Here is a 23,377-nt window from a genome sequence, read left to right on the forward strand (position 1 = left end):
AGCCCAGTTCACCATCGAGCCCAGTCCACCACCGAGCCCAGGAGCGCACCATCATGGCCACCGAAGCCGTCATCGTCGACGTCGTCCGCACGCCCTCCGGGCGCGGCAAACCGGGCGGAGAGCTCTCCGACCTCCACCCGGCCGACCTGCTCGCCGGTGTGCTGGCCGAGCTGGTGCACCGCAACGGCCTCGACCCCGCGCTGGTCGACGATGTGATCGCCGGCTGCGTGACGCAGTCGGGGGAGCAGGCGGGCAACATCGCGCGCACGGCCCTCCTGAGCGCCGGCTTCCCGGAGAGCGTGCCCGGTGTCACGATCGACCGGCAGTGCGGCTCCAGCCAGCAGGCCGCCGCGTTCGCCGCGCAGGGCGTGATCGCGGGCGCCTACGACATCGCGATCGCCTGCGGGGTGGAGTCGATGAGCCGGTCGCCGATGGGCTCCAACCTCGGCGGTGCGTCGCTCGGCGGCGAGCTGCTGCACGCGCGCTACCCGGAGGGACTGGTGAATCAGGGCGTCTCGGCGGAGCTGATCGCCGAGCGCTGGGGGTTCCCGCGGGAGGAGCTCGACACGTTCGCCGCCGAGTCGCACCGGCGCGCGGCCGAGGCGGCGGCCTCCGGCGCGTTCGAGAGCGAGCTCGTGCCCGTGCCGACGCCGGACAGCGGGAGTGTCGTGGCGGACGAGACCATCCGGCCGGGGACGACCGCCGAGAAGCTGGCGGCGCTGTCGCCGTCGTTCCGCACCGACCGGCTCGCGCAGCGCTTCCCGCAGCTCGACTGGCGGATCACGCCGGGCAACTCGTCGCCCCTGACCGACGGCGCCTCGGCCGCGCTGATCATGAGCGCTGAGGCGGCGGCGCGGCTGGGACTGCGGCCGCGCGCCCGCTTCCACTCGTTCGCCGTGACCGGCAGCGACCCGCTGTTCATGCTCACCGGCATCCTCCCCGCGACCCGCAAGCTCCTCGACCGCAGCGGTGTGAAGCTGGAGGACATCGCCGCGTACGAGGTCAACGAGGCGTTCGCGCCGGTGCCGTTGCTGTGGCTGCGCGAGTTCGGCGCCGACCCGGCGCGGATGAACCCGCGCGGCGGCGCGATCGCGCTGGGCCACGCACTCGGCTCGTCCGGGACGCGCCTGCTCGGCACCCTCCTCAACGAGCTGGAGGCCTCCGGCGGCCGCTTCGGCCTCCAGACCATGTGCGAGGGCGGCGGCACCGCCAACGCCACCCTCATCGAACGCCTGTAGCCACCCTCTCGAAAGGATCACCCATGCAGATCGACGGATGTTCGGCGCTCGTCACCGGCGGCGCCAGCGGCCTCGGCAACGCCACCGCCCGGGCGCTCACGGAGGCCGGCGCGCGCGTCGTCATCCTGGACCTGCCCAGCTCGGAGGGCGAGAAGGCCGCCGTCGCGCTCGGCCCGCACGCCCGGTTCGTCGCCGCGGACGTCACGGACGAGGAGCAGGTGCAGGCCGCCGTGGACGCCGCAGGCTCCCTCGGCCCCCTGCGGGTCGTGGTGAACTGCGCAGGCATCGCCACCGCCCAGAAGGTGCTCGGCCGCGACGGCGTCCTCCCGCTGGAGAGCTTCGAGCGCGTCATCCGGGTCAACCTGATCGGCACGTTCAACGTCGTGCGCCTCGCCGCTGCCGCGATGGCGGAGACCGAACCGCTCGGCCAGGAGGTCCCCGGCGGCCAGGAGCGCGGCGTGATCGTCAACACCGCCTCCGTCGCCGCGTTCGACGGCCAGATCGGCCAGCCCGCCTACTCGGCGTCGAAGGGCGGCGTCGCCGCGATGACGCTGCCGCTCGCCCGCGAGTTCGCCCGCAGCCTGATCCGCGTCGTCACCATCGCGCCCGGCATCTTCGAGACGCCGATGATGGCCGGCCTCCCGCAGGCCGCGCAGGACTCCCTTGCGGCGCAGGTGCCGCACCCGTCGCGGCTCGGGCGCCCTTCCGAGTACGCGCACCTCGTGCGCTCCATCGTGGAGAATCCCATGCTCAACGGTGAGACCATCCGCCTCGACGGCGCCATCCGCATGCAGCCCAAGTAACCACTTTCGTCACGAATCGTCGCTCCGCCCCCGCGAAAAGCAACATTCGGCACGAATCGTCGCTCCGAGGAGAGGCGACATTCGGCACGAATCGTCGCTCTGCCAGCGCGAAAAGCGACATTCGGCACGAATGTGCCGGCGGCTAGATCCCGGAGTGCGCCTCCAGGAACGTGTACACGTCGGAGTCGTCCACGCCGGGGAACGACCCCGACGGCAGCGGCGACAGGATGTGCGCGTGCAGGCGCGCGCTCGGCCACGCCTTGCCCGACCAGTGTCCGGTCAGCTCGGTCGCCGGCCGCTTGCAGCACGACTCGTCCGGGCAGCGGGACTCGGCGCGCGCCGTCGTCTCCCGGCCCCGGAACCACTTGGCCTGGTCGAACGGGACGCCGACGCTGATCGAGTAGCCTCCGTCGGCCGTGCTCCCGGTCTGCGTCGAGCACCAGTACGTCCCGGCCGGGGTGTCGGTGTACTGGTAGAACTCCGTGGTGCGGTTGGTGCGCGCGAACGCGTTGCGGGCTCCCCACTTGCGGCAGACCGTCTGGCCCTCGATGGAGCCGGTGACGTCGGTCGGGAGGGGCAGGCCATCGTTCTCGTAGCCCTTGTAGAGCGTGCCGTCGTCGCCGACGCGGAGGAAGTGCAGGGGCATGTCCAGGTGCCGCGTTGCCAGGTTCGTCAGGCGCAGCGCCGCCGCCTCATGGGTGACGCCGAACGCGTCGCGGAAGTCCTCCACGGCGACGTCCTTCTCCTTCTTGGCCTGCTGCAGGAACGCCACGGCCGCGGCCTCCGGCATCAGCGCGCACGCCGCGAAGTAGTTGATCTCCAGCCGCTGCCGCAGGAAGTCCGCGTAGCTCGCCGGGCGCTCGTGGCCGAGCAGCCGGTGCGCCATCGCCTGCAGCGCCATCGAGCGGAGGCCGTGGCCGCCCGGGATGGACGCCGGCGGCAGGTAGATGCGGCCGTTCTCCAGGTCGGTGATCGAGCGGGTGGAGCGCGGGAGGTCGTCCACGTAGATGAGCTCGAAGCCGAGCTTCTCGGCCATCACGCTCACCTCGCGGTGCGTGAGCGCGCCGCGGACATGTCCTGAGGCGCGCACCTGCTCCTCCGCGAGCCGCTCGATCTCCGGGATGTAGTTGTCCTGCCTGCGCATCCGCTCGCGCAGCTCGGTGTTCGCCCGCCTGGCCTCCTCGGGCGTCGCGATCGCCTCGCTGGCGCGGCGGGCGAGCTCGCGGTGCAGGCCCACCAGGGCCTCCAGCGTCTCGGTCGGTGTGCCCTTGGTCGGCTTGACGGCGGGGAGGCCGAGCGAGCCGTACAGCGAGCCCTTCTGGGCGCGGGAGAGCTCGATCTCCAGCGCGGCCCGCGCGTCCGGCGGCTCGGCGGAGAGCAGCTCGGCGAGCGGGACGCCGAGCGCGGCGGCGAGCGTGCCGAGCAGGGAGACGCGCGGCTCGCGCTTGCCGTTCTCGATCAGCGAGAGCTGGCTGGCGGCGACCCCGGCGGCGGCGCCGAGCTCGTCCAGGGTCAGGCCGCGCTGGGTGCGGAAGTGCCGGATGCGGTGCCCGAGGGTGGCGACGTCGGCGGTCGCCGCTTCGGTGGCGAGGGAGTCCATCCCTTCACAATAGCGAAAGAATCGCGATTCTTTACGTGCAGATTCTCACCCGTGACCATGAATCCTGCTCGATCCTGGATTCACGCACCGATCTTTCCAACCGAGAGGACGACGGAATGTCCATCGCCGAGCTCCCGCTGACCGACCAGGCACACGACGCCGACGCCGACCACGAGACGCACGCGTACCCCGCGGCCTCCACCCCGGCCGCCCGCCACACGCCTGCCACCGAATCGACCGCACCGACCCGCCCGACCGGCCTCGCCGGCCTCCGCGCCTGGGTCGCCGAGATCGCCGAACTCACCGAGCCCGAGAGCATCGTCTGGTGCGACGGCACGCCGGGGGAGGCCGACCGGCTGACCAAGGAGCTCGTCGCCGAGGGCAAGCTCATCCGGCTGAACCCGGAGTGGCGCCCGAACAGCTTCCTGGCGCGCACCGACCCGGGCGACGTCGCCCGCGTCGAGGACCGCACCTTCATCTGCTACCTCAAAGAAGAGGACGCCGGCCCCACCAACAACTGGCGCGAGCCGGAGGCCATGCGCTCCGAGCTGCGCGGGGTCTTCGCCGGCAGCATGCGCGGTCGCACGATGTACGTCGTCCCGTTCTCGATGGGTCCGCTCGGCGGCCCGATCTCGCAGGTCGGCGTCGAGCTGACCGACTCCGCCTACGTGGCCGTCAGCATGGGGCTGATGACCCGCGTGACCAGCGCGGTGCTCGACCTCATCGACGCCGGGCAGCCCTGGGTGCCGACCGTGCACAGCGTCGGCGCGCCGCTGATCGACGACGCCGGTGTGCGCCACGACGACGTGTCCTGGCCGTGCAACACCACCAAGTACATCGTCCAGTTCCCGGAGACGCGCGAGGTCTGGTCCTACGGCTCCGGCTACGGCGGCAACGCCATCCTGGCCAAGAAGTGCTTCGCTCTGCGGATCGCCTCGGCGATGGCGCGCGACGAGGGCTGGCTGGCCGAGCACATGCTGCTCGTCAAGGTCACCTCGCCCGAGGGGCGCCCGTTCCACTTCGCTGCGGCGTTCCCGTCGGCGTGCGGCAAGACGAACCTCGCCATGCTGCAGCCGACCATCCCGGGCTGGAAGGTCGAGACCATCGGAGACGACATCGCCTGGCTCCGGCAGGGCGCTGACGGGAGGCTGCGCGCCATCAACCCCGAGGCGGGCTTCTTCGGCGTGGCGCCGGGGACAGGCGAGTTGACCAACAAGACGGCGGTCGAGACCCTCTGGGGCAACACGATCTTCACGAACGTGGCGCTCCGCGACGACGGCGACGTGTGGTGGGAGGGCCTCACCGAGACCCCGCCCGCGCACTTGATCGACTGGCAGGGCAACGACTGGACGCCCGAGAGCGGACGCCCGGCTGCGCACCCGAACTCCCGGTTCTGCGTGTCGGCCGAGCAGTGCCCGAGCATCGCGGACGACTGGGACGCGGTCGACGGCGTGCCGATCGACGCCATCCTGTTCGGCGGCCGCCGCGCCACCAACGTGCCGCTCGTGGCGCAGGCCCGCGACTGGAAGCACGGCGTCTTCATCGGCGCGACCATCTCGTCCGAGAAGACGGCTGCGGCCGAGGGCACGGTCGGCGAGCTGCGCCGCGACCCGTTCGCCATGCTGCCGTTCTGCGGCTACAACATGGCCGACTACTGGGGCCACTGGCTCGAGGTGGGCGAGAAGCTCGGCTCGAAGGCGCCGGCGGTGTTCCAGGTGAACTGGTTCCGCAAGGGCGACGACGGCCGGTTCCTGTGGCCCGGGTTCGGCGAGAACTCGCGCGTCATCGAGTGGATCGCCCGCCGGGTGGAGGGTACGGCCGGCGCCGCGTCGACGCCGATCGGCCGCCTCCCGCTGGTGGAGGAGCTCGACCTCGACGGCCTGGACCTCCCGGCCGAGGACGTCGCCGAGCTCTTCGAGGTGGACACCGCGAGCTGGCTCGCCGAGTGCGACCTCACCGAGGAGTTCTTCGAGCAGTTCGGCACCCGCGTCCCCGCCGCCCTCCGGGCCGAGCTCGCCTCCCTCCGCTACCAGCTCCGCGCGTAACCCCACAATCGCTTCCGGACTTGTGTACGCCCGCGACCGGCGTGTCGCGTACATAAGTCCGGAAGGGATGGAGGGTCACACGAGGAGTTGGTGCTTCGCGAGGTCGCGGTAAAGCGGCGTGCTCGCAACGAGCTCGGAGTGGGTGCCCACCCCCACGACGCGGCCGTGGTCGAGAACCACGATCTGGTCGCTGTCGACGACGGTGGAGAGCCGGTGCGCGATCACCAGGAGGGTGCGGTCCTCGGCGACGGCGTCGATGGCCTCCCGCATGAGCTGCTCGTTGCGGCCGTCGAGGCTGGAGGTCGACTCGTCCAGCAGCAGCACGGGGGGAGCGGCGAGCAGCGCGCGGGCGATCGCGAGCCGCTGACGCTCGCCGCCGGACAGCATGATGCCGTCCTCGCCGACCGGCGCGTCCAGGCCGAGGTCGCTGCGCTCCAGCACCTCGGTGAGGTTGACGGCGTGGAGGACGTCGATGCACTGCTCGTCCGTCGCGTCCGGAGTCGCGAGCCTGAGGTTGTCGGCCAGCGAGCCGGCGAGCACCGGGGCGTCCTGCTCGACGTAGCCGATGTTGGAGCGCAGGGCGACGCGGTCGAGCGTGCGGATGTCCATCCCGCCGAAGCGCACCTGCCCGGCCTCCGGGTCGTAGAACCGCTCGATCAGCGCGAGGATGGTCGACTTGCCCGCGCCGGACGGCCCGACCAGCGCCGTGCGCTTGCCGCGCGGCACCGCGAAGCTGACGCCGTGCAGCACCCCGCCGTGCGTCGCGGCTGCGGTGTCGGCGCCGAGTCCGGCCGCCGCCTCCGCCTCGGCGACCACGTCGACGCCGCCGAACGCCGCAAGCGCGACGCGCTCGGCGTCGGCGGGCGCGGCAGCGACGACGGACGGCTCGTCGCGCTCCGGCGAGGACGGGTAGGCGAACTCCACGTCCACGAACTCGATCGCCGGCGCGTGCGGCGCGAGGCCCTCGTTCGCGACGCCGACGGTCATCCCGAGCGGCGCGATGTCGCGGTCATGCTGGTCCTCGGTGGGGAGGTCGAGGATCTCCTGGATGCGGCCGAGCGCGCCGAGCGCCGAGTTGACGGCGGTGATCGCGCCGAACGCCTGACCGAGCGGCAGGATCATCATGAACAGGAAGAGGATGAACGCCACCAGGTTCGCGACCGTGATCGCGCCGCTGGCGACCCGGAAGCCGCCGACGCCGAGCACCACCAGGAACGACACCTGCATGGCGATGCCCGCGACGGGCACCACGAGCGCGGAGATCTTGGCGACCTGGATGCCCATCTTCCAGGCTCCCGTCGCGTCGGCGTCGACCGCCGCGATCTCCCGGTCGGTCGCGTTCGCCGCGCGGATGGTCCGCACCGAGCTGATCGCGCGCTCCACCGCCGCGGCGAGGTCGCCGACCTTGGTCTGCGCCTTCTGGCTGGCGACGCGGATGCGGCCGGACAGCAGCGTGACCACGACGATGGAGACGGCGACCACGAGCACCGTCAGCCCGAGCAGCACCGGGTCGATGATGAGCATCGCGATGAGCGCGCCGATGAACGTCAGCGCGCCGCCGATGGCCTCCACGAGCCCCTGGGTGAGCACGGCCCGCAGCAGCGTGGTGTCCGAGCCGACGCGCGACACCAGATCGCCGGTGCGGCGGGTGTCGAACTCGCTGATCGGCAGGCGCAGCATCCGCGCCACCAGCTTGCGGCGCGACGACAGCACGACGCCCTCGCCGGTGCGCTGCAGGAGGTAGTGCTGGTAGCCGGAGATGAGCGCGGAGACGACGACGAGCGCAACGAGCCCCCAAACGATACCGCCCAGCGGCTCGCCCTTGCCGACGATCGTGATCACCTGGCTGACCAGCAACGGCTGGGCGAGGCTCGCGGCGGCGCCGAGCACGCTCAGCACGACGACGAACGAGAGCACGCCGCGGTGCTCGAGCAGGTAGGGGAGGAGCTGGCTGAACCGTGCGCGCGGTCCGCTGTCCGCCTCCCGCCGCGCGAAGGGGGAACGGCGGCGCGGAGGGGCGGTGATGTCGGTGCTCATGGGGGTTCCTTCGACAGGAGTTCGGGATGCTGCTTCGACCGTACTTCCTGCGGGCTGCCGGTTTGCTGACACTGCGGGAATGTCCGTGGTGCGGGCTACAGTGCTGAACTATGCCGACGTCTGTCATCACCGCCGCCGACCTGGTCAAGAAGTACAAGGACTTCCCCGCGGTCGACGGCATCAGCTTCGAGGTCGAGGCGGGGGAGTCGTTCGGTCTCCTCGGCCCGAACGGCGCAGGCAAGTCGACCACCATGCGGATGATCGGCGCGGTCTCCACCCGCACGGCTGGCGAGCTGAGCATCCTCGGACTCGACCCCGACAAGTACGGGCCGGAGATCCGGTCGCAGCTCGGCGTGGTGCCGCAGTCCGACAACCTCGACACCGAGCTGCGGGTACGCGACAACCTCATCGTCTACGGGCGCTACTTCGGCCTCCCGTCCGCACGCGTCCGGCAGCGCGCCGACGAGCTGCTGGCGTTCGCGCAGCTGGAGGACAAGGCCAAGGCGAAGGTGGACGACCTCTCCGGCGGCATGAAGCGCCGGCTCACGATCGCCCGGGCGCTCATCAACGACCCGCGCATCCTGCTGCTGGACGAGCCGACCACCGGCCTCGACCCGCAGGCCAGGCACATCCTCTGGGATCGGCTGTTCCGGCTCAAGGAGCAGGGCACGACCTTGGTGCTTACCACGCACTACATGGACGAGGCCGAGCAGCTCTGCGACCGCCTCGTCGTGGTCGACAAGGGCGCGATCATGGCCGAGGGCACCCCGGCGTCCCTCATCAGGAAGTACTCGACGCGCGAGGTGCTGGAGGTCCGCTTCGGCTCCGACCGCAACGCCGAGGTCGCGCCGCGGCTGGACGGCATCGGCGACCGCGTCGAGGTGCTGCCCGACCGCATCCTGGTCTACAGCGACGACGGGGAGGCCGAGCTCGCCCGGCTGACCGAGCGCGGCCTCCACCCGCTCACCAGCCTGGTGCGCCGGTCGAGCCTGGAGGACGTCTTCCTGCGGCTCACCGGGCGGAGCCTGATCGAATGAGCACAGCGACGTCCGCAGACGAGGGCACGCGGGCCGCGCTCGCCGCCTCCGGTCGGCCGCGCCGGTTCGGCGCCTGGTACGTCGCCGAGCACCGCTTCCGGGTGATGCGCTCGTACCTCCAGACGCTGCTCGTCACCGGCTTCGGCAACCCGTTCCTCTACCTCTTCGCGATGGGCGTCGGGCTCGGGAGCCTGGTGAGCGCCCACATGGGGCCGACCGCGGTGAACGGCGTGAGCTACCTCGCCTTCGTCGCCCCCGCACTGCTCTGCACCGCCGCGGTCACCGTGGCGAGCGAGGAGTTCACGTACCCGATCTTCCTCGGGTTCAAGTGGAATCCGACGTTCACCGGTATCAGCGCCTCCCCGATCGCTCCGGGGCAGATCATCGACGGCGTCGTCATCTCGGTGGTGGCGCGCCTGCTCGGCACGAGCGTCGTCTACTACCTCTTCATGCTGCTCTTCGGGGCGGTGCCGAGCCCGTGGGGCTGGCTCGCCATCCTGGTCGCGACCCTCGGCGGCCTGGCCTTCGGCGCCCCGGTGATGGCGTACGTCTCGACGCTCGAGCAGGACACCGGCCAGATCGCGATGCTGATGCGGTTCGTGCTGCTGCCGATGACCCTGTTCTCCGGCACGTTCTTCCCGCTGGCCGCCATGCCGGTCTACCTGCAGTGGATCGGCTGGATCTCGCCGCTCTGGCACTCCACCGAGCTCGCCCGCGTCTTCGCCTACGGCTACGCCGAGCCGCTCTGGCTCACGGTCGTGCACGTCCTCTACCTCGCGGCGCTGTTCGTCGTGTTCTGGCGGTGGGCGCGCCGGATCGCGCGACGGAGGCTGAACAAGTGACCACCACCCGCGACCCGCTCGTCGAGACCGTCCCCCGGTCGCGTCCGCTGCGCGCGCTCTACGCCGGCAACGCCCGCTCGGTGATGCAGCGCGGCTGGTCCGCGACGCGCAGCACGAACTGGCTGGTCATCGTCTCCGGCTTCTTCGAGCCGATCTTCTACCTGCTCTCGCTCGGCATCGGCTTCGGCAAGCTGGTCGGGGAGGTCACGACAGCGGGCGGGCAGCAGGTGCCGTACGCCGCCTTCATCGCGCCGGCCCTGCTGGCAACGGCGGCGATGAACGGCGCGGTCTACGACTCCACCTGGAACGTGTTCTTCAAGATGCAGTTCGCCAAGCTGTACGAGGGGATGCTGTCGACCTCCCTCGGCCCGCTGGATGTGGCGCTCGGCGAGATCCTGCTCGCGCTGCTGCGCGGCGCGCTGTACGCGGTCGGCTTCCAGATCGTGATGCAGGTGCTCGGACTCAACCTGTCCTGGTGGGCGCTGCTCGCCCTCCCGGCGGTGCTGCTGATCGCGTTCGGCTTCGCCAGCTTCGGGATGGGCATCACCAGCTACATGAAGACGTTCCAGCAGATGGACTGGATCAACTTCATCCTGCTGCCGATGTTCCTGCTGTCGGCGACCTTCTACCCGATCACCGTCTACCCGGCCTGGATCCAGTCGATCATCATGGCCCTCCCGCTCTGGCACGGCGTGGAGCTGGTCCGCGGGCTCACGACCGGCGCGGTCGGCCCGGGGATGCTGTGGCACGTCCTGTACTTCGCCGTGATGATCGCCCTCGGCCTCATCCTCACGACCCGCCGCCTGCGCACCCTCTTCCTCGACTGACACCGACGGTTGCGTGTGACGGCAATAATCCCGTCGAGTCGCATGACGGTGAAATTCCCATCATTCATCTTGACGGGGATTTTCCCTTCGGCTATTCTGACGGGAATATCGCCTTCAAGGAGGAGAACCATGGCGCTCACTGCGCGGATCGACTCACCGGAATCGCTGGGGCGGGTCATCGCACAGGCCCGGCTGCTCCACGGTCTTTCGCAGCGCGACCTTGCTCAGCGTCTCGATACCGACCAGAAATACGTGTGGGGGCTCGAGAACGGCAAGTCGACTGTCGCCATCGAGCGCCTCCTCCGAGCCGCCGACCTTCTCGGCATCACCCTCATCGCCGAAGTCGACGGACGCGGCGACAGTCGATGAACGGTGCCCGGAGATTGGCGGTCGAGCTCTACGGTGAGCGGCTCGGAACGCTCGTCGGTGACGATCGGCGCTTCGATTTCGAACCCGAGCTCGGAGCCGTCGAGAAGTTCGGGCTCGGGAGCACAGTGCTGTCCGAGTCCGTCCCACTGAATGCTGTGACGCGACCCACCGGTTGGCAACGCCGCATGAACTACTTCGTCGGGCTCCTCCCTGAGGGTGACATCCTCGAGTGGCTCGCGGCGGAGGCGGGTCTGCGGACGTGGGAGCACCTGTCATTACTGGCCAGGTTCGGCCGCGATGTCGCGGGGGCTGCGCAGATCTGGGACCTGGGCGATCCGGGAGAGCCGCGGACGCCCCGCCTGAGGCCGCTCGATGCGGCCGGTGTCGCGGAGGTCTTGCGCGAGCGACGACGCGTTCCCCTGGGTAACATCCCGGGCGCGGGAAAGTCGAGCCTCGTAGGGGTCCAGCCGAAGGTTGTCTTGGCGTACGTGGAGGGAAGGTGGAACGGCGTGGAGGACGGGTACCCGTCGACCCACATCCTCAAGCCCGTGCCGGACGGCCACCCGACGACCATCTTCGACGAGGAGTTCGGCTCACGGTTGGCTCGCGCGCTCGGCCTTCTGGAGTACGACGTGGCCCTCCACGAATTCCACGGCGAGAGCGCGCTCGTGATCGAGCGGTACGATCGGAGTCCTTCGCCGCCCGATGGGCGACTTCACCAGGAGGACATGAGTCAGGCCCTGGGCGCTCAGGGCAACGAGAAATACCAGCGGTTCGGCGGCAAAGTCACACTCAATCGGATCGCGCGACTCTTCGCCTCCCGACGCGATGCCGACTCACTCACCCGCCTCGCGCGGCTCGTCACCCTGTCGGTAGCGACCGGGAACCTCGACCTTCACGCCAAGAACATCAGCATGATCCATCGCCCCGACGGTCGGGTGTCATTGGCTCCTGCCTACGATGTCGTGCCGCAGGCGCACCTGAGTAACGACGGTGAGGTGGCGCTTGCGATCAACGACCGCTACCTGCACTCTGAGCTGACGATGGCCGATCTTGTCGCGGAGGTCGAATCGTGGGGGCTCGCGAATGCGGCCGCACTCGTCGACTCGACGCTGGAGGAGGTCCAAGGTGCGGCCTCCGACCAGCAGCCCGATGCGCGGGCACACCCCACGGTCGCTGACGACGTCATCCGCTTCACGAGGAACCTGCGACTCGGCAAACCAGTCGGGCGGCCCGGCGCTCGGCCTCGCTGAGCAGCTCAGCTCACGTTGTCGGTGAAGTCGATGTCGCGCGTCTCCTTGGACAGCAGCAGCGCGATGAGCGTCAGCACGCCCGCACCGGAGAGGTACACGCCCACCCACACCGTGCTGCCGCCGCCGACCGTCCACAGCCAGACCGCGACGGTCGGCGCGACGGCCGCGCCGAGCACGCTGGCCAGGTTGTACGCGATGGCGGAGCCCGTGTACCGGACGTTCGTCGGGAACAGCTCCGGCAACTCAGCGCCCATCGGCCCGAAGGTGAGCCCCATGAGCGTGAAGCCGACGATGAGCAGGGCCATCGTCCCGACCGTGCCGCCGGCGAACAGCGGCACGAACAGCAGGCCGAACAGGATGATCCCGAGCGTCACCCAGATCAGCGTCTTCCGGCGGCCGAAGCGCTCGGCGAGCGGGCCCGCGACGAGGGTGAAGACACCGAAGAACACCACACCGATGATGAGCATGACCAGGAAGTCGTTGCGCGCGTAGCCGAGTCCCGGCACGAACCCGGCGGCCGAGAACGTCTTGCCGGCCTTCTCCGCGGCGGCCTGTGCGGCCTCCGGGGTCGCCGCCGTCGTTCCGTACGTCAGCGTGAACGCCGTCATCAGGTAGAACAGCACGTAAGTCGCCAGCATGATGAACGTGCCGAGCACGATCTGCCGCCAGCTCGTCCGGAACACCCGCGCCAGCGGGAGCTTCGCCACCTCGCCGGTGTCGACGACCTTCTGGAAGGCGGGCGTCTCCACGAGCTTCAGCCGCACGTACAGCCCGACGATGACGAGCACGGCGCTCAGCAGGAACGGGATGCGCCATCCCCAAGCGGCGAACTGCTCGGCGTCGATGGAGAGGCTGAGCGCCAGGAACAGCAGGTTGGCGACGATGAAGCCGATCGGCGCGCCGAGCTGCGGGAACGTCCCGTAGATCGCCCGCTTGCCCGCCGGTGCGTTCTCGGTGGCGAGCAGCGCGGCGCCGCTCCACTCGCCGCCGAGCCCGAGGCCCTGGCAGAACCGCATCACCACGAGCAGGAACGGCGCCCAGAATTCCCAGCCCGGCGTCTGCGCGGTCGGGAGGCAGCCGATCAGGACGGTCGCGATGCCCATCGTCAGCAGCGAGCCGACGAGCGTGCCCTTGCGGCCGATCCGGTCGCCGAAGTGGCCGAACAGGATGGAGCCGACCGGGCGCGCGATGAACGCGACGCCGAACACGGCGAACGACGACAGCAGCGCGGCCGTCGGGTCCTCGCTGGTGAAGAACAGCGACGGGAAGACGAGCACCGCGGCGGTGGCGTAGACGTAGAAGTCGTAGAACTCGATGGAGGTGCCGATGAGGCTCGCGAGGATGACGCGGCCGCGGGTGTTGGCGGGGACGGGAGGGGTGACGGAGGCCGTCGTGGACATGCGTGAAGAACTTCCGGTGACGTGACGGGGAGCCGCAGAGCGTGTTCGTCGGTCGGGCGTCGCGCGGGCGGAGCTGAGGAATGGGACGCTTGTGGCGTCCCTTTCACCCTATGCCGCCCGCGTGGCCCGGCCGAATCGGGGCGCCCGCACCGCTCGATAGGCTGGAGGGATGGAAACCCTCTTCGCCGTCCTGCACGTCGTGTCCGCTGTGTTCATCGTGGGGCCGATGGCCATCCTGCCGATGACGGCGATGCGCGCCGTGCGCGCGGGCAACGGGGGCCAGGTGGCGGTGCTCGCCAAGTCGACCAACCTGATCGCGCTGCTGTCGCTGCTCGTGGTCTTCTTCGGCTTCGGCGTCATGGGGCTGGCCGACAAGAAGTACGACCTCAGCATCGTCACGCCGTGGATCCTGTGGTCGATCGTCCTCTACGTGGTCGCCCTCGGGCTGACGCTGTTCCTCGTCGTCCCGACCATGCGCCGCGCTGCCGAGTCCCTCCAGACCGCCGACACCGCGCAGGGCGAGTCCTCGAGGTACCCGGCCATCGCGGCCGGCTCCGGCGTCGCCAGCCTGCTGCTGGTCGCCGTCGTCGTGCTCATGGTCTGGAAGCCGTAGCCTCCGGCCCGACCCCTACGCGCGCAGCTCCCGCAGCGCGATCGCCGTGGCGAGCGCCGCGTGCGCGGCCTCCTCGCCCTTGTCCTCCTTGGAGCCGGGCAGGCCGGCGCGGTCGATGCCCTGCGCCTCGTCGTCCAGCGTGAGCACGCCGAAGCCGACCGGCTTGCCCGTGTCGAGCGCCACCCGGGTGAGACCGTCGGTCGCCGCCGCCGAGACGTACTCGAAGTGCGGGGTGCCGCCGCGGATGATCACGCCGAGCGCGACCACCGCGTCGGCGCCGGACTCCAGCGCCGCCTTGCTGACGACGGGGAGCTCGAAGCTGCCGGGGACGCGGACGAGCGTGTAGTCCGCTCCCGCGGCCTCCAGCGTCCGGGTCGCGCCCGCGATCAGGCCGTCGGTGATCTGCTCGTGCCAGGTGCCGGCGACGATGACGACCCGCAGGCCGCTCCCGTCGACGGCCTCGGTCGCCTGGGGCGCTCCTGCTCCGCTCATCGTGCTGTCCTCTCCGCCGCCACGGCGGCTGCGTCCGGCTCGTCGTCCGGGTCGATCTCGGCGATCACATGGCCCATGCGGTCGCGCTTGGTCTCCAGGTAGCCCTCGTTGAACACGCCGACGCCGACGACGAGCGGCACGCGCTCCTCGACCGTGATGCCGTGCTCCTCGAGCTGGCGCACCTTCTCGGGGTTGTTGGTCAGCAGTCGCACCGACTCGATGCCCAGGTCCTGCAGGATGGCCGTCGCCGCGCCGTAGTCGCGCGCGTCGATCGGCAGGCCCAGCGCCAGGTTGGCGTCGAGCGTGTCGAGGCCGTCCTCCTGGAGCTTGTAGGCGCGCAGCTTGTTGATCAGGCCGATGCCGCGGCCCTCGTGCCCGCGCAGGTAGACGACGACGCCGCCCTCCCGCTGGATGGTGCCGAGCGCCGCGTCGAGCTGCGGACCGCACTCGCACTTGAGCGAGCCGAACGCCTCGCCGGTCAGGCACTCCGAGTGCACCCGCACGAGCGTGCCCTCGGCCGCGGACGTGCCCGAGACGATGGCGACGTGGTCGGCGCCGGTCATCCGGTCGCGGTAGGCGCGCATCCGGAATGTGCCGTTCGTGGTGGGGACGGTCGTCTCGACCTCGAAGATCACCCGCGACGACTCCGGGATGGGAGCGGGGGAGGCGAGCTGCTGGTCGCAGTGGAACTCCTGCAGGTACGCGATCAGCGCCTCGATGGTGATCACCAGGACGCCCTCGCGCTCGCCGAGCTCCAGGAGGCCGGGGAGGCGCATCATCTCGCCGTCGTCCGCGACGATCTCGGAGATGGCGCCGACCGGGTTCAGGCCGGCGAGCTTCAGCAGGTCGACCGCGGCCTCGGTGTGGCCGTCGCGCTCCCGCACGCCGCCGTCCACCGCGCGCAGCGGCATGATGTGGCCGGGGCGGTGGAGGCTGGCGGGCGTCGACTCGGCGTCGGCGAGCACGCGCAGGGTGTGCGCGCGGTCGGCGGCGCTGATGCCGGTGGACAGCCGGTTGGCGGCGTCGACGCTCACCGTGTAGTTCGTGCCGCGGGCGTCCTCGTTGTTCAAGACCATCACCGGCAGTTCGAGGCGGTCGGCGATCTCGTTCGTCATCGGGGCGCAGATGAAGCCGGAGGAGTTGCGCACGGTCCAGGCGATCCACTCCTGGCTGGCGAGCTCGGCGGCGATGACGACGTCGCCCTCGTTCTCGCGGCTCTCGTTGTCGACCACGATGACGGGCCGGCCGGCGCGCAGCTCGGTGAGGGCCTCGGGGATGGTGGCGAGCGTCATGACGCACTCCGTTCTGTCAGCGTCTGGGTGGCTGCTTCGGTGTCGGGGGAGAAGCGGGCGGCGAAGTCGGGCTCGAGCGCGAGCATCCGCTCGACGTGCCGGGCGAGGATGTCGGTCTCGATGTTCACGCGGTCGCCTGCGACGCGGTCGCCGAGCGTCGTGGCCGTGAGGGTCTCCGGGATGAGCGAGACCTCGAACCAGCCGTCCTCCCGGCCGCCGCCGACGTCGCTCACCGTGAGCGAGACGCCGTCGATGGCGATGGAGCCCTTGCGCGCGACGAGCGGCGCGTGAGCGGGGTCGAGGCTGAGCCGGACCACCCGCCAGGCGCTGCCGTCCTCGATGGAGAGCACGGTCGCGGTGCCGTCGATGTGGCCCTGGACGATGTGGCCGCCGAGCCGGTCGCCGACCTGCGCGGCGCGCTCCAGGTTCACCCGTCGGCCGGGCGCGACGTCGTCGAGCGTGCTCATCGCGAGCGTCATGGCCATCACGTCGGCCGTGAACGTCTCGGCGTCCTGGCCGATCACGGTGAGGCAGACGCCGCTGACCGAGATGGAGTCGCCGTGCCCTGCGTCGCTGACGGCGAGCGGGCCGCGCACGGTGATCCGCATCGCGTCGGCGTCGCGCTCGACGGCGACGACCTCGCCCAGCTCTTCGATGATTCCGGTGAACACGCTCACGCCTCCTGGTGGGTGGTCGGGACGGGCACGGCCCGCAGGTACAGGTCGACGCCGAGCCGTTCGACGTCGAGGATGCGCAGCTTGCGCTGGTCGCCGATGGTCTCCGCGCCGATGTCGCCGAGCGCGAGCTTCGGGCCGCCGAGCAGCGACGGCGCGAGGTAGATGGCGTACTCGTCCACCAGTCCCGCGGCGACGAACGCGCTCGCGAGGGTGGGGCCGCCCTCCACGTAGACCCGGCGGAAGCCGCGCTGGTGGAGGTCCGCGACGACCTCGTGCAGGTCGTGGGTGCCCTCGAAGATCACGGGGTGCGGGTGCCGGAACACCGCGGCGTCCTTCGGCACGGCGCGCGTCCCGACGACGACGGGCGTCGGCTGCGTGGCGAGCAGCTCGCCGGCGTCGCCGCGCGCGGTCAGGCTGGGGTCGTCGGCGAGCACGGTGCCGGTGCCGACGACGATCGCGTCGGAGGCCTCCCGCTGCTCGTGCACGCGCTGCCGGGCCGCCGCGCCGGTGATCCACCGGCTGGTGCCGTCCGCGGCGGCGGTGCGGCCGTCGAGGGTGCTGGCCCACTTGACCGTGATATGCGGCCGGCCGAGGCGCGCGGCCGTCAGCCAGTCGCCCAGGAAGCGCTCCGCCTCGTCGGCGAGAACGCCGCCGACCACCTCGACCCCGGCCTCCCTGAGTCGCTCGGCGCCTCCGCTGGAGTGGCGGCCCGGGTCGGCGACCGCGTACACGACGCGGGCGACCCCGGCGGCGATCAGCGCCTCCGAGCAGGGCCCGGTGAGGCCCCAGTGGTTGCACGGCTCCAGCGTGACGACGGCGGTGGCTCCGTTCGCGCCGCCTTCGGGGAGGCTGCTGAGCGCGTCGACCTCGGCGTGCGCGGTGCCTGCGCCCCGGTGGAAGCCCTCCGCGATCGTGCGGCCCTCGGCGTCGAGGATCACGCAGCCCACGCGCGGGTTCACGCCGGTGGCCGGGCCGCCCTCGGCGAGCCGCAGCGCGGTGCGCATCGCGGCTTCCCATTCTCCAGTCCGGGTCATCCGGGCGTCGTCCTGTCTCTCGTTGCCGTCGAGACGTGGTGCCGGGGTCACTGAAGCGGAAAGCCCGCGTTCGCGACGGTCGTCACCGACCGCCGACGTGCGCCTCCCATCCGGACTGAGCGCCCAGGCTCTCGCCTGCACGCATTACCGTCGGTACCGGAATTCCACCGGTTCAGCAGGGGGCTCTCGCCTCCCGCTCGCGGACTGTCACCGCCGGTTCGGACTCTCACCGACCCCGGAGCACGTTCTTCTGTTGTCGAGTCTAGATCAACGCCGCATCGCGCGAACTATTCCCCGTCGCACTGCGACACACCTCTCCCCACCGTCGAAGGGCACGTTAACGCCCCTAAAACCGTGTTTTTGGGGCGTTAACGTGCCCCTCGACGTCAGGCTGCGTGCTCGACGGGGGCGGGGGCCGGGGGCTCGGCGACGTCAGCCAGCGCGCGGGCGGTTCCCTCGTCCACGATGAGGTCCGTGATCAGCCCGGCGGCCAGGGCGCCGCGCAGGCTGTGCACCTTCGACGGCCCCGACACGATGCACACCCGGCGCGGCACGCGCTTGATGAGGTCGATGTCCGGCCCGCTGGCCCGCTCGTTCAGCGGGATGCCGTGGTGGCTGCCGTCCTCGCGGAAGAACACCGTGGCCACGTCGCCGACGACCCGGGACGTGTCCAGCGACGCGTAGTCGTCCGCGTCGAGGTAGCCGCCCGCGTAGACGTGCGAGCGCACCTCGGAGAACGGCGAGCCCAGGCCGAACAGCGCCACGTCCATCCGCTCCTGGATGTCGAGGATGCGCCGGGTGCTGCGCTCGCGCCACATCGCCTGCTTCGTCTGCGGGTCGTCGAACAGGGCGGGCACCGGGAACTCCTGGATCGTCCCGGAGTAGGTGTCGCCGAACCGGCGCAGGATCTCCGACGCGTAGAGCACACCCGTCGTGTACGTGTTGCCCGCCCCGTTGAGCTGCACAAACTCCACGTTGTGCAGATCCTTCGGGATCAGGTGCCTGCTCAGCGCGCTCATCGTCGAGCCCCAGGCGACCCCGACGGTGGTGTTGGAGTCGATGAAGCGGTCGAGAATCCGTGCAGCCGAGATGGCGACGCGCTCCAGCCGGTCGACGTCGCTGATCGCGCTCGGCATCGGGACGATGTGCGCTCCGATGCCGTAGCGGGCGTGCAGGTCCTGCTGCACGCGCGTGGCGCCCTCGTGCGGCTGGGCGATCTGGATGGTGACCAGCCCGGACGCGCGCGCATAGGAGAGGAGCCGGGAGACGCTGGACCGCGAGGTGTGCATCTCGTGGGCGATGGCCTCCATCGTCAGGTCCTGCATGTAGTAGAGGTGGCCCGCCTTGAGGGCGTCGCGGACCTTCTCGGGGAGGTTCTGGGTGTCGGGCGCGGACATTCGGGGACCGCCTTCCGGGTTCGGGTGAGTGCTGGAGGTGGCGCTGCACGTATGTGCATCCGGCTTGATCGAAGTTGTGCCGGCATCGAAGACTATAGCGAAACCCACCGCCGTTCAGTAGAAGTTCCAGGAGTCACCGTGACGACGAAGTCGAATGTCCGCCCCGAGATCCAGCAGCTGCGCGAGCGCCCGAGCGCGCAGGTCGTCGTCGTGGGCGGCGGCATCAACGGGCTCGGCACGTTCCGCGACCTCGCCCTGCAGGGCGTCGACGTGGTGCTCGTGGAGCGCAACGACTTCGTGTCCGGCGCCTCCGCGGCCTCCAGCCACATGATCCACGGCGGCATCCGCTACCTGGAGAACGGCGAGTTCCGGCTGGTCAAGGAGTCGGTGACCGAGCGCAACGGCCTGCTGAGGATCGCGCCGCACTACGTCAAGCCGCTGCAGACGACCATCCCGATCTACTCCACCTTCTCGGGCATCCTCGCCGCGCCGCTGCGCTTCCTCACCCACAAGCAAGGAAAGCCGAAGGAGCGCGGCGCGTTCCTGATCAAGACCGGCCTGACGATCTACGACACGTTCTCGCGCGAGGGCGGCAGTGTGCCGCGGCACAGCTTCCACGGCCGCCGGAAGTCGCTCGCGACCCTCCCGAAGCTCAATCCGGGCCTGAAGTACACCGCCACCTACTTCGACGCCTCGGTGCACGACCCCGAGCGGCTCGCGCTCGACGTCCTCGCCGACGGACTGGCCGCAGGCCCGCACGCCCGTGCGGCCAACTACCTGGAGGCCGTCGGGGCGCAGGACGGCGGCGTGCTGGTGCGCGACCGGGAGACCGGCGACGAGTTCACCATCACGGCCGACGTGGTCGTCAACGCCTCCGGCCCCTGGACCGACCTCACCAACGCGGCCCTGGGCCGGCCGACGCAGTTCATGGGCGGCACCAAGGGCTCGCACATCGTGCTCGACAACCTGGAGCTGCTGGAGGCCTGCACCGGCCGCGAGATCTTCTTCGAGAACAACGACGGCCGCATCGTCCTCATCTACCCGCTGAAGGGCAAGGTCATGGTCGGCACTACCGACCTCGAGGCCGACCTGGCGGTCCCCGCGGTGTGCACCGAGGAGGAGATCGACTACTTCATCGAGCTGGTCTCGCACGTTTTCCCAACGATCCCGGTCACCCGCGAGCAGATCGTCTACAGCTTCTCCGGGGTGCGCCCGCTGCCGCGCCACGACGACACCGCGCCCGGTTTCGTCTCCCGCGACTACCGGATCGTGCCCGGCACGATCGCCGGCCTCGGAGACACCACCGTGCTCAGTCTCGTCGGAGGCAAGTGGACGACGTTCCGCGCGCTCAGCGAGCACCTCGCGAACGAGACGCTGGCGGCCCTGGGCATGTCCCGCACGGTCGCCACCCTCGGCCTCCCGATCGGCGGCGGCGCCGGCTTCCCGACCACCCCGCAGGCCGAGCGCGACTGGGTGGCCCGCTACGGCGCCGACGTGGGCGCCGCCCGCGCGAGCGCGCTGCTGCACCGCTACGGCACCAAGGCCGCTTTCGTCATCGACGCGATCGCCGGCTGGGAGGGGGAGGACGCGCCGCTCGCCGCAGCGCCGGAGTATTCGCGCGCCGAGCTCGACCACCTCGTGCGCACCGAGCGGGTCGCGCACCTCTCCGACCTGTTCCTCCGTCGCACGAGCCTCGCGTTCACGGGATCGGTCTCGATCCCGCTGGTCCGCGAGATCGGCGAAATCGTCGCAAACGCGCTCGCATGGTCGCCAAATCGGCGTTCGGAGGAGGAAGATGCGTTCCAAGCGGAACTGGCAGCCGCCCACCGGGTGAACCTGACGTCGGGGGACGGGAGCGAAGCCGCAGCGCTCCGATAATGCACGAACGTGCATAGAACGGTCCTTGCCCAGGCGGACCCGACCGCAATAGCGTTCGAACGCCCCCTGGCGAGAGCCACCTCATCGCACGACAGGGTGCGGGTCAACTGAACAACTGGAAGGTCAACGTGGACAATATCGGTATTGATTTCCTGTCAGAGTTGTGCGGAACGGCAATGCTGGTGCTTCTCGGTACCGGTGTCGTCGCGAACGTCGCCCTGATCAGGAACAAGGGCTTCAACGGCGGGTTCCTGATGGTGAACTTCGGCTGGGGCATTGCGGTCTTCGCTGGTGTCAACATCGCCTACAACTCGGGCGCGCACCTGAACCCCGCAGTGACGCTCGGTCTGGTCGCCAACGGAGCCAAGGCGTTCGGAAGCGCCGCCGCGCACACTCTGGTGCCGGTCAACTTCGTGACAGTGCTGCTGTACATCGTCGCTCAGCTCATCGGAGCGTTCATCGGTGCGTGTATCACGTTCCTGGCGTACAAGAAGCACTTCGACGAGGAGCCGGACCCGGGCAACAAGCTCGGCGTGTTCTCCACCGGCCCGGCGATCCGCAGCTACGGCTGGAACCTCGTCACCGAGGTCGTCGGCACGTTCGTGCTGGTGTTCGTCGTGATCGCCTTCGGCCACCAGCCCGGCACCGCAGCGGGCCTCGCCGCCCTCGGCGCCTTGCCCGTGGCCCTCCTGGTGACCGGCATCGGCGCCAGCCTCGGTGGTCCGACGGGGTACGCCATCAACCCGGCGCGTGACCTCGGCCCGCGCATCGCTCACGCGGTCCTGCCCATCAAGGACAAGGGCCCGAGCGACTGGTCCTACTCCTGGATCCCGGTCGTCGGGCCGATCGTCGGCGGTCTGCTGGCCGGCTGGCTCGCACTGCTGCTGCTCCCCATCCTCACCAAGTAACACCCGGGGGCCGGCCGGGGGAGACCCCGACCGGCCCTCTTCAGTCCCACCCCCCAAAAACAAAGGAGTTACGTATGGCCGACTACGTCGTCGCTATCGACCAGGGCACCACGAGCACCCGAGCGATCATCTTCGACAAGTCCGGGTCGATCGTGTCGAGCGGACAGCTGGAGCACGAGCAGATCTTCCCGAAGGCGGGATGGGTCGAGCACAACCCGGTCGAGATCTGGAACAACACGCGCGAGGTCATCGGCCAGGCGCTGTCCAAGGCAGACCTCACCCGTCACGACATCGCGGCGGTGGGCATCACCAACCAGCGCGAGACCGCGGTGGTCTGGGACAAGAACACCGGCGAGCCCGTCTACAACGCCATCGTCTGGCAGGACACCCGCACGCAGCCGATCGTCGACCGCCTCGCCGCGGACGGCGGGGTCGAGCGCTTCAAGCAGGATGTCGGCCTCCCGCTGGCGACCTACTTCTCCGGCACCAAGATCACCTGGATCCTCGAGAACGTCGAGGGCGCGCGCGAGCGCGCCGAGCGGGGCGACCTGCTGTTCGGCAACACCGACGCCTGGGTGCTCTGGAACCTGACCGGCGGACCCGACGGCGGCGTGCACGCCACCGACGTCACCAACGCCTCCCGCACCATGTTCATGGACCTGGAGACCCTCACCTGGCGCGACGACATCCTCGCGGCGTTCGGCGTGCCGAAGTCGATGCTCCCGGAGATCAAGGCCTCCTCCGAGGTCTACGGCACCGTGGAGGCGTCCAGCCTGCTGCGCGAGGTCCCCGTCGCGGGCATCCTCGGCGACCAGCAGGCGGCCACGTTCGGCCAGGCCGCGTTCGATCCGGGCGAGTCCAAGAACACCTACGGCACCGGCAACTTCCTCATCTTCAACACGGGTGAGGAGATCGTCCACTCCAAGAACGGCCTCCTGACGACGCTCGGCTACAAGCTGGGCGACGACAAGCCGCACTACGCCCTGGAGGGCTCGATCGCCGTCACCGGTTCGCTGGTGCAGTGGCTGCGCGACAACCTCGGCATCATCTCCAGCGCCCCCGAGATCGAGGACCTGGCGAAGACCGTGGAGGACAACGGCGGCGCGTACTTCGTGCCGGCGTTCTCCGGCCTGTTCGCGCCGTACTGGCGGGCGGACGCGCGCGGCGCCCTCGTGGGCCTCACGCGCTACGTCAACAAGGGTCACATCGCCCGCGCCGTCCTGGAGGCCACGGCCTTCCAGACCCGCGAGGTGCTGGACGCGGTCAACGCCGACTCCGGTGTCGAGCTGTCGGAGCTGAAGGTGGACGGCGGCATGATCGCCAACAACACCCTCATGCAGTTCCAGGCCGACATCCTCGGCGTGCCGGTCGTCCGCCCGGTCGTCGCGGAGACCACCGCCCTCGGCGCGGCCTACGCCGCCGGCCTCGCGGTCGGCTTCTGGAGCGACCTGGACGACCTGCGCAAGAACTGGCAGGAGGACAGCCGCTGGGAGCCGAAGATGGAGGCCGCCGAGCGCGACCGCCAGCTCCGCCTCTGGAAGAAGGCCGTCACGAAGACCTTCGACTGGGTCGACGACGACGTGCAGTAGTCCCTGCGCAGTGCCACCGAGCGCCGTCCGGCTCCCGCCGGGCGGC

20 protein-coding genes and 1 riboswitch are annotated in these 23,377 nt (G+C 70.2%); of the genes, 12 read left to right on the forward strand and 8 right to left on the reverse strand.

All coding sequences use genetic code 11. The annotated features are described in order from the left end of the window. The first annotated feature begins 53 nt into the window (after window positions 1-53). Both ACFRFH_RS13765 and ACFRFH_RS13770 read left to right on the forward strand, forming a co-directional pair. On the forward strand, window positions 54-1,238 hold the full coding sequence (locus ACFRFH_RS13765) for a thiolase family protein (protein ID WP_382463567.1): 1,185 nt from the start codon (window positions 54-56) through the stop codon (window positions 1,236-1,238). A 23-nt stretch (window positions 1,239-1,261) separates the two neighbouring features. Next, the gene (locus ACFRFH_RS13770; protein WP_382463568.1) at window positions 1,262-2,041 is read left to right on the forward strand and encodes a 3-hydroxyacyl-CoA dehydrogenase; all 780 of its coding nucleotides are present in this window, start codon (window positions 1,262-1,264) and stop codon (window positions 2,039-2,041) included. 142 nt (window positions 2,042-2,183) lie between these two features. On the opposite strand, the gene ACFRFH_RS13775 is transcribed toward ACFRFH_RS13770, so the two are convergent. After that, on the reverse strand, window positions 2,184-3,641 hold the full coding sequence (locus tag ACFRFH_RS13775) for a helix-turn-helix domain-containing protein (RefSeq protein ID WP_382463569.1): 1,458 nt from the start codon (window positions 3,639-3,641) through the stop codon (window positions 2,184-2,186). A gap of 116 nt (window positions 3,642-3,757) precedes the next feature. Between ACFRFH_RS13775 and ACFRFH_RS13780 the strand changes: the two genes are divergently transcribed. After that, on the forward strand, window positions 3,758-5,686 hold the full coding sequence (locus tag ACFRFH_RS13780; protein WP_382463570.1) for a phosphoenolpyruvate carboxykinase (GTP): 1,929 nt from the start codon (window positions 3,758-3,760) through the stop codon (window positions 5,684-5,686). Window positions 5,687-5,761: 75 nt separating this feature from the next. Here ACFRFH_RS13780 and ACFRFH_RS13785 read toward each other — a convergent pair whose 3' ends face one another. Beyond that, window positions 5,762-7,723, reverse strand: coding sequence for an ABC transporter transmembrane domain-containing protein (locus ACFRFH_RS13785; RefSeq protein ID WP_382463571.1), 1,962 nt, complete (start codon window positions 7,721-7,723; stop codon window positions 5,762-5,764). 110 nt (window positions 7,724-7,833) lie between these two features. On the opposite strand from ACFRFH_RS13785, the gene ACFRFH_RS13790 reads away from it, so the two are divergent. The 5 genes from ACFRFH_RS13790 to ACFRFH_RS13810 all read left to right on the forward strand — a co-directional run bounded on the left by ACFRFH_RS13790 (window position 7,834) and on the right by ACFRFH_RS13810 (window position 12,051). Continuing rightward, the gene (locus tag ACFRFH_RS13790; protein ID WP_382463572.1) at window positions 7,834-8,760 is read left to right on the forward strand and encodes an ABC transporter ATP-binding protein; all 927 of its coding nucleotides are present in this window, start codon (window positions 7,834-7,836) and stop codon (window positions 8,758-8,760) included. Beyond that, the gene (locus ACFRFH_RS13795; protein WP_382463573.1) at window positions 8,757-9,602 is read left to right on the forward strand and encodes an ABC transporter permease; all 846 of its coding nucleotides are present in this window, start codon (window positions 8,757-8,759) and stop codon (window positions 9,600-9,602) included. Before ACFRFH_RS13790 ends, ACFRFH_RS13795 begins: the two co-directional genes overlap by 4 nt. Continuing rightward, a complete protein-coding gene (locus tag ACFRFH_RS13800; protein WP_382463574.1) occupies window positions 9,599-10,429 on the forward strand; it encodes an ABC transporter permease in 831 nt (276 codons plus the stop codon). Before ACFRFH_RS13795 ends, ACFRFH_RS13800 begins: the two co-directional genes overlap by 4 nt. Before the next feature lie 129 nt (window positions 10,430-10,558). Next, window positions 10,559-10,798, forward strand: a complete 240-nt coding sequence (locus ACFRFH_RS13805; RefSeq protein WP_382463575.1) for a helix-turn-helix domain-containing protein — start codon at window positions 10,559-10,561, stop codon at window positions 10,796-10,798. Window positions 10,799-10,812: 14 nt separating this feature from the next. Beyond that, a complete protein-coding gene (locus tag ACFRFH_RS13810) occupies window positions 10,813-12,051 on the forward strand; it encodes a type II toxin-antitoxin system HipA family toxin (RefSeq protein WP_382463576.1) in 1,239 nt (412 codons plus the stop codon). A gap of 5 nt (window positions 12,052-12,056) precedes the next feature. On the opposite strand, the gene ACFRFH_RS13815 is transcribed toward ACFRFH_RS13810, so the two are convergent. Then, entirely contained in the window at window positions 12,057-13,451 is a 1,395-nt protein-coding gene (locus ACFRFH_RS13815) for an MFS transporter (protein WP_382463577.1), read from the reverse strand. A gap of 169 nt (window positions 13,452-13,620) precedes the next feature. Here ACFRFH_RS13815 and ACFRFH_RS13820 point away from each other — a divergent pair, with 169 nt between their 5' ends. After that, on the forward strand, window positions 13,621-14,064 hold the full coding sequence (locus tag ACFRFH_RS13820; protein WP_382463578.1) for a DUF2269 family protein: 444 nt from the start codon (window positions 13,621-13,623) through the stop codon (window positions 14,062-14,064). A 15-nt stretch (window positions 14,065-14,079) separates the two neighbouring features. Here ACFRFH_RS13820 and ribH read toward each other — a convergent pair whose 3' ends face one another. The 5 genes from ribH to ACFRFH_RS13845 form a co-directional block, all read right to left on the reverse strand. After that, on the reverse strand, window positions 14,080-14,556 hold the full coding sequence (gene ribH, locus ACFRFH_RS13825; RefSeq protein WP_382463579.1) for a 6,7-dimethyl-8-ribityllumazine synthase: 477 nt from the start codon (window positions 14,554-14,556) through the stop codon (window positions 14,080-14,082). Further along, window positions 14,553-15,848 carry a GTP cyclohydrolase II gene (ribA, locus tag ACFRFH_RS13830; protein WP_382463580.1) on the reverse strand — a complete coding sequence of 432 codons (1,296 nt, stop codon included), beginning with the start codon at window positions 15,846-15,848 and terminating at the stop codon, window positions 14,553-14,555. The genes ribH and ribA overlap by 4 nt, the downstream gene beginning before the upstream one ends. Then, entirely contained in the window at window positions 15,845-16,519 is a 675-nt protein-coding gene (locus ACFRFH_RS13835) for a riboflavin synthase (RefSeq protein WP_382463581.1), read from the reverse strand. Before ACFRFH_RS13835 ends, ribA begins: the two co-directional genes overlap by 4 nt. Window positions 16,520-16,521: 2 nt before the next feature. Beyond that, a complete protein-coding gene (ribD, locus tag ACFRFH_RS13840; protein ID WP_382463582.1) occupies window positions 16,522-17,529 on the reverse strand; it encodes a bifunctional diaminohydroxyphosphoribosylaminopyrimidine deaminase/5-amino-6-(5-phosphoribosylamino)uracil reductase RibD in 1,008 nt (335 codons plus the stop codon). A 124-nt stretch (window positions 17,530-17,653) separates the two neighbouring features. After that, a riboswitch (FMN riboswitch) is annotated at window positions 17,654-17,806 on the reverse strand. 139 nt (window positions 17,807-17,945) lie between these two features. Next, window positions 17,946-18,956, reverse strand: a complete 1,011-nt coding sequence (locus ACFRFH_RS13845; RefSeq protein WP_382463583.1) for a sugar-binding transcriptional regulator — start codon at window positions 18,954-18,956, stop codon at window positions 17,946-17,948. A gap of 138 nt (window positions 18,957-19,094) precedes the next feature. Here ACFRFH_RS13845 and ACFRFH_RS13850 point away from each other — a divergent pair, with 138 nt between their 5' ends. The 3 genes from ACFRFH_RS13850 (at window position 19,095) to glpK (ending at window position 23,331) form a co-directional block, all read left to right on the forward strand. Next, window positions 19,095-20,834, forward strand: coding sequence for a glycerol-3-phosphate dehydrogenase/oxidase (locus ACFRFH_RS13850; protein ID WP_382463584.1), 1,740 nt, complete (start codon window positions 19,095-19,097; stop codon window positions 20,832-20,834). A gap of 128 nt (window positions 20,835-20,962) precedes the next feature. After that, window positions 20,963-21,742, forward strand: coding sequence for an MIP/aquaporin family protein (locus tag ACFRFH_RS13855; protein ID WP_370056493.1), 780 nt, complete (start codon window positions 20,963-20,965; stop codon window positions 21,740-21,742). A 74-nt stretch (window positions 21,743-21,816) separates the two neighbouring features. Beyond that, window positions 21,817-23,331, forward strand: coding sequence for a glycerol kinase GlpK (gene glpK / locus ACFRFH_RS13860; protein ID WP_382463585.1), 1,515 nt, complete (start codon window positions 21,817-21,819; stop codon window positions 23,329-23,331). Window positions 23,332-23,377 lie beyond the last annotated feature (46 nt).

The sequence above is a fragment of the Leifsonia sp. NPDC056824 genome, from assembly GCF_042789575.1.
Taxonomy (GTDB): Bacteria; Actinomycetota; Actinomycetes; order Actinomycetales; family Microbacteriaceae; genus Leifsonia.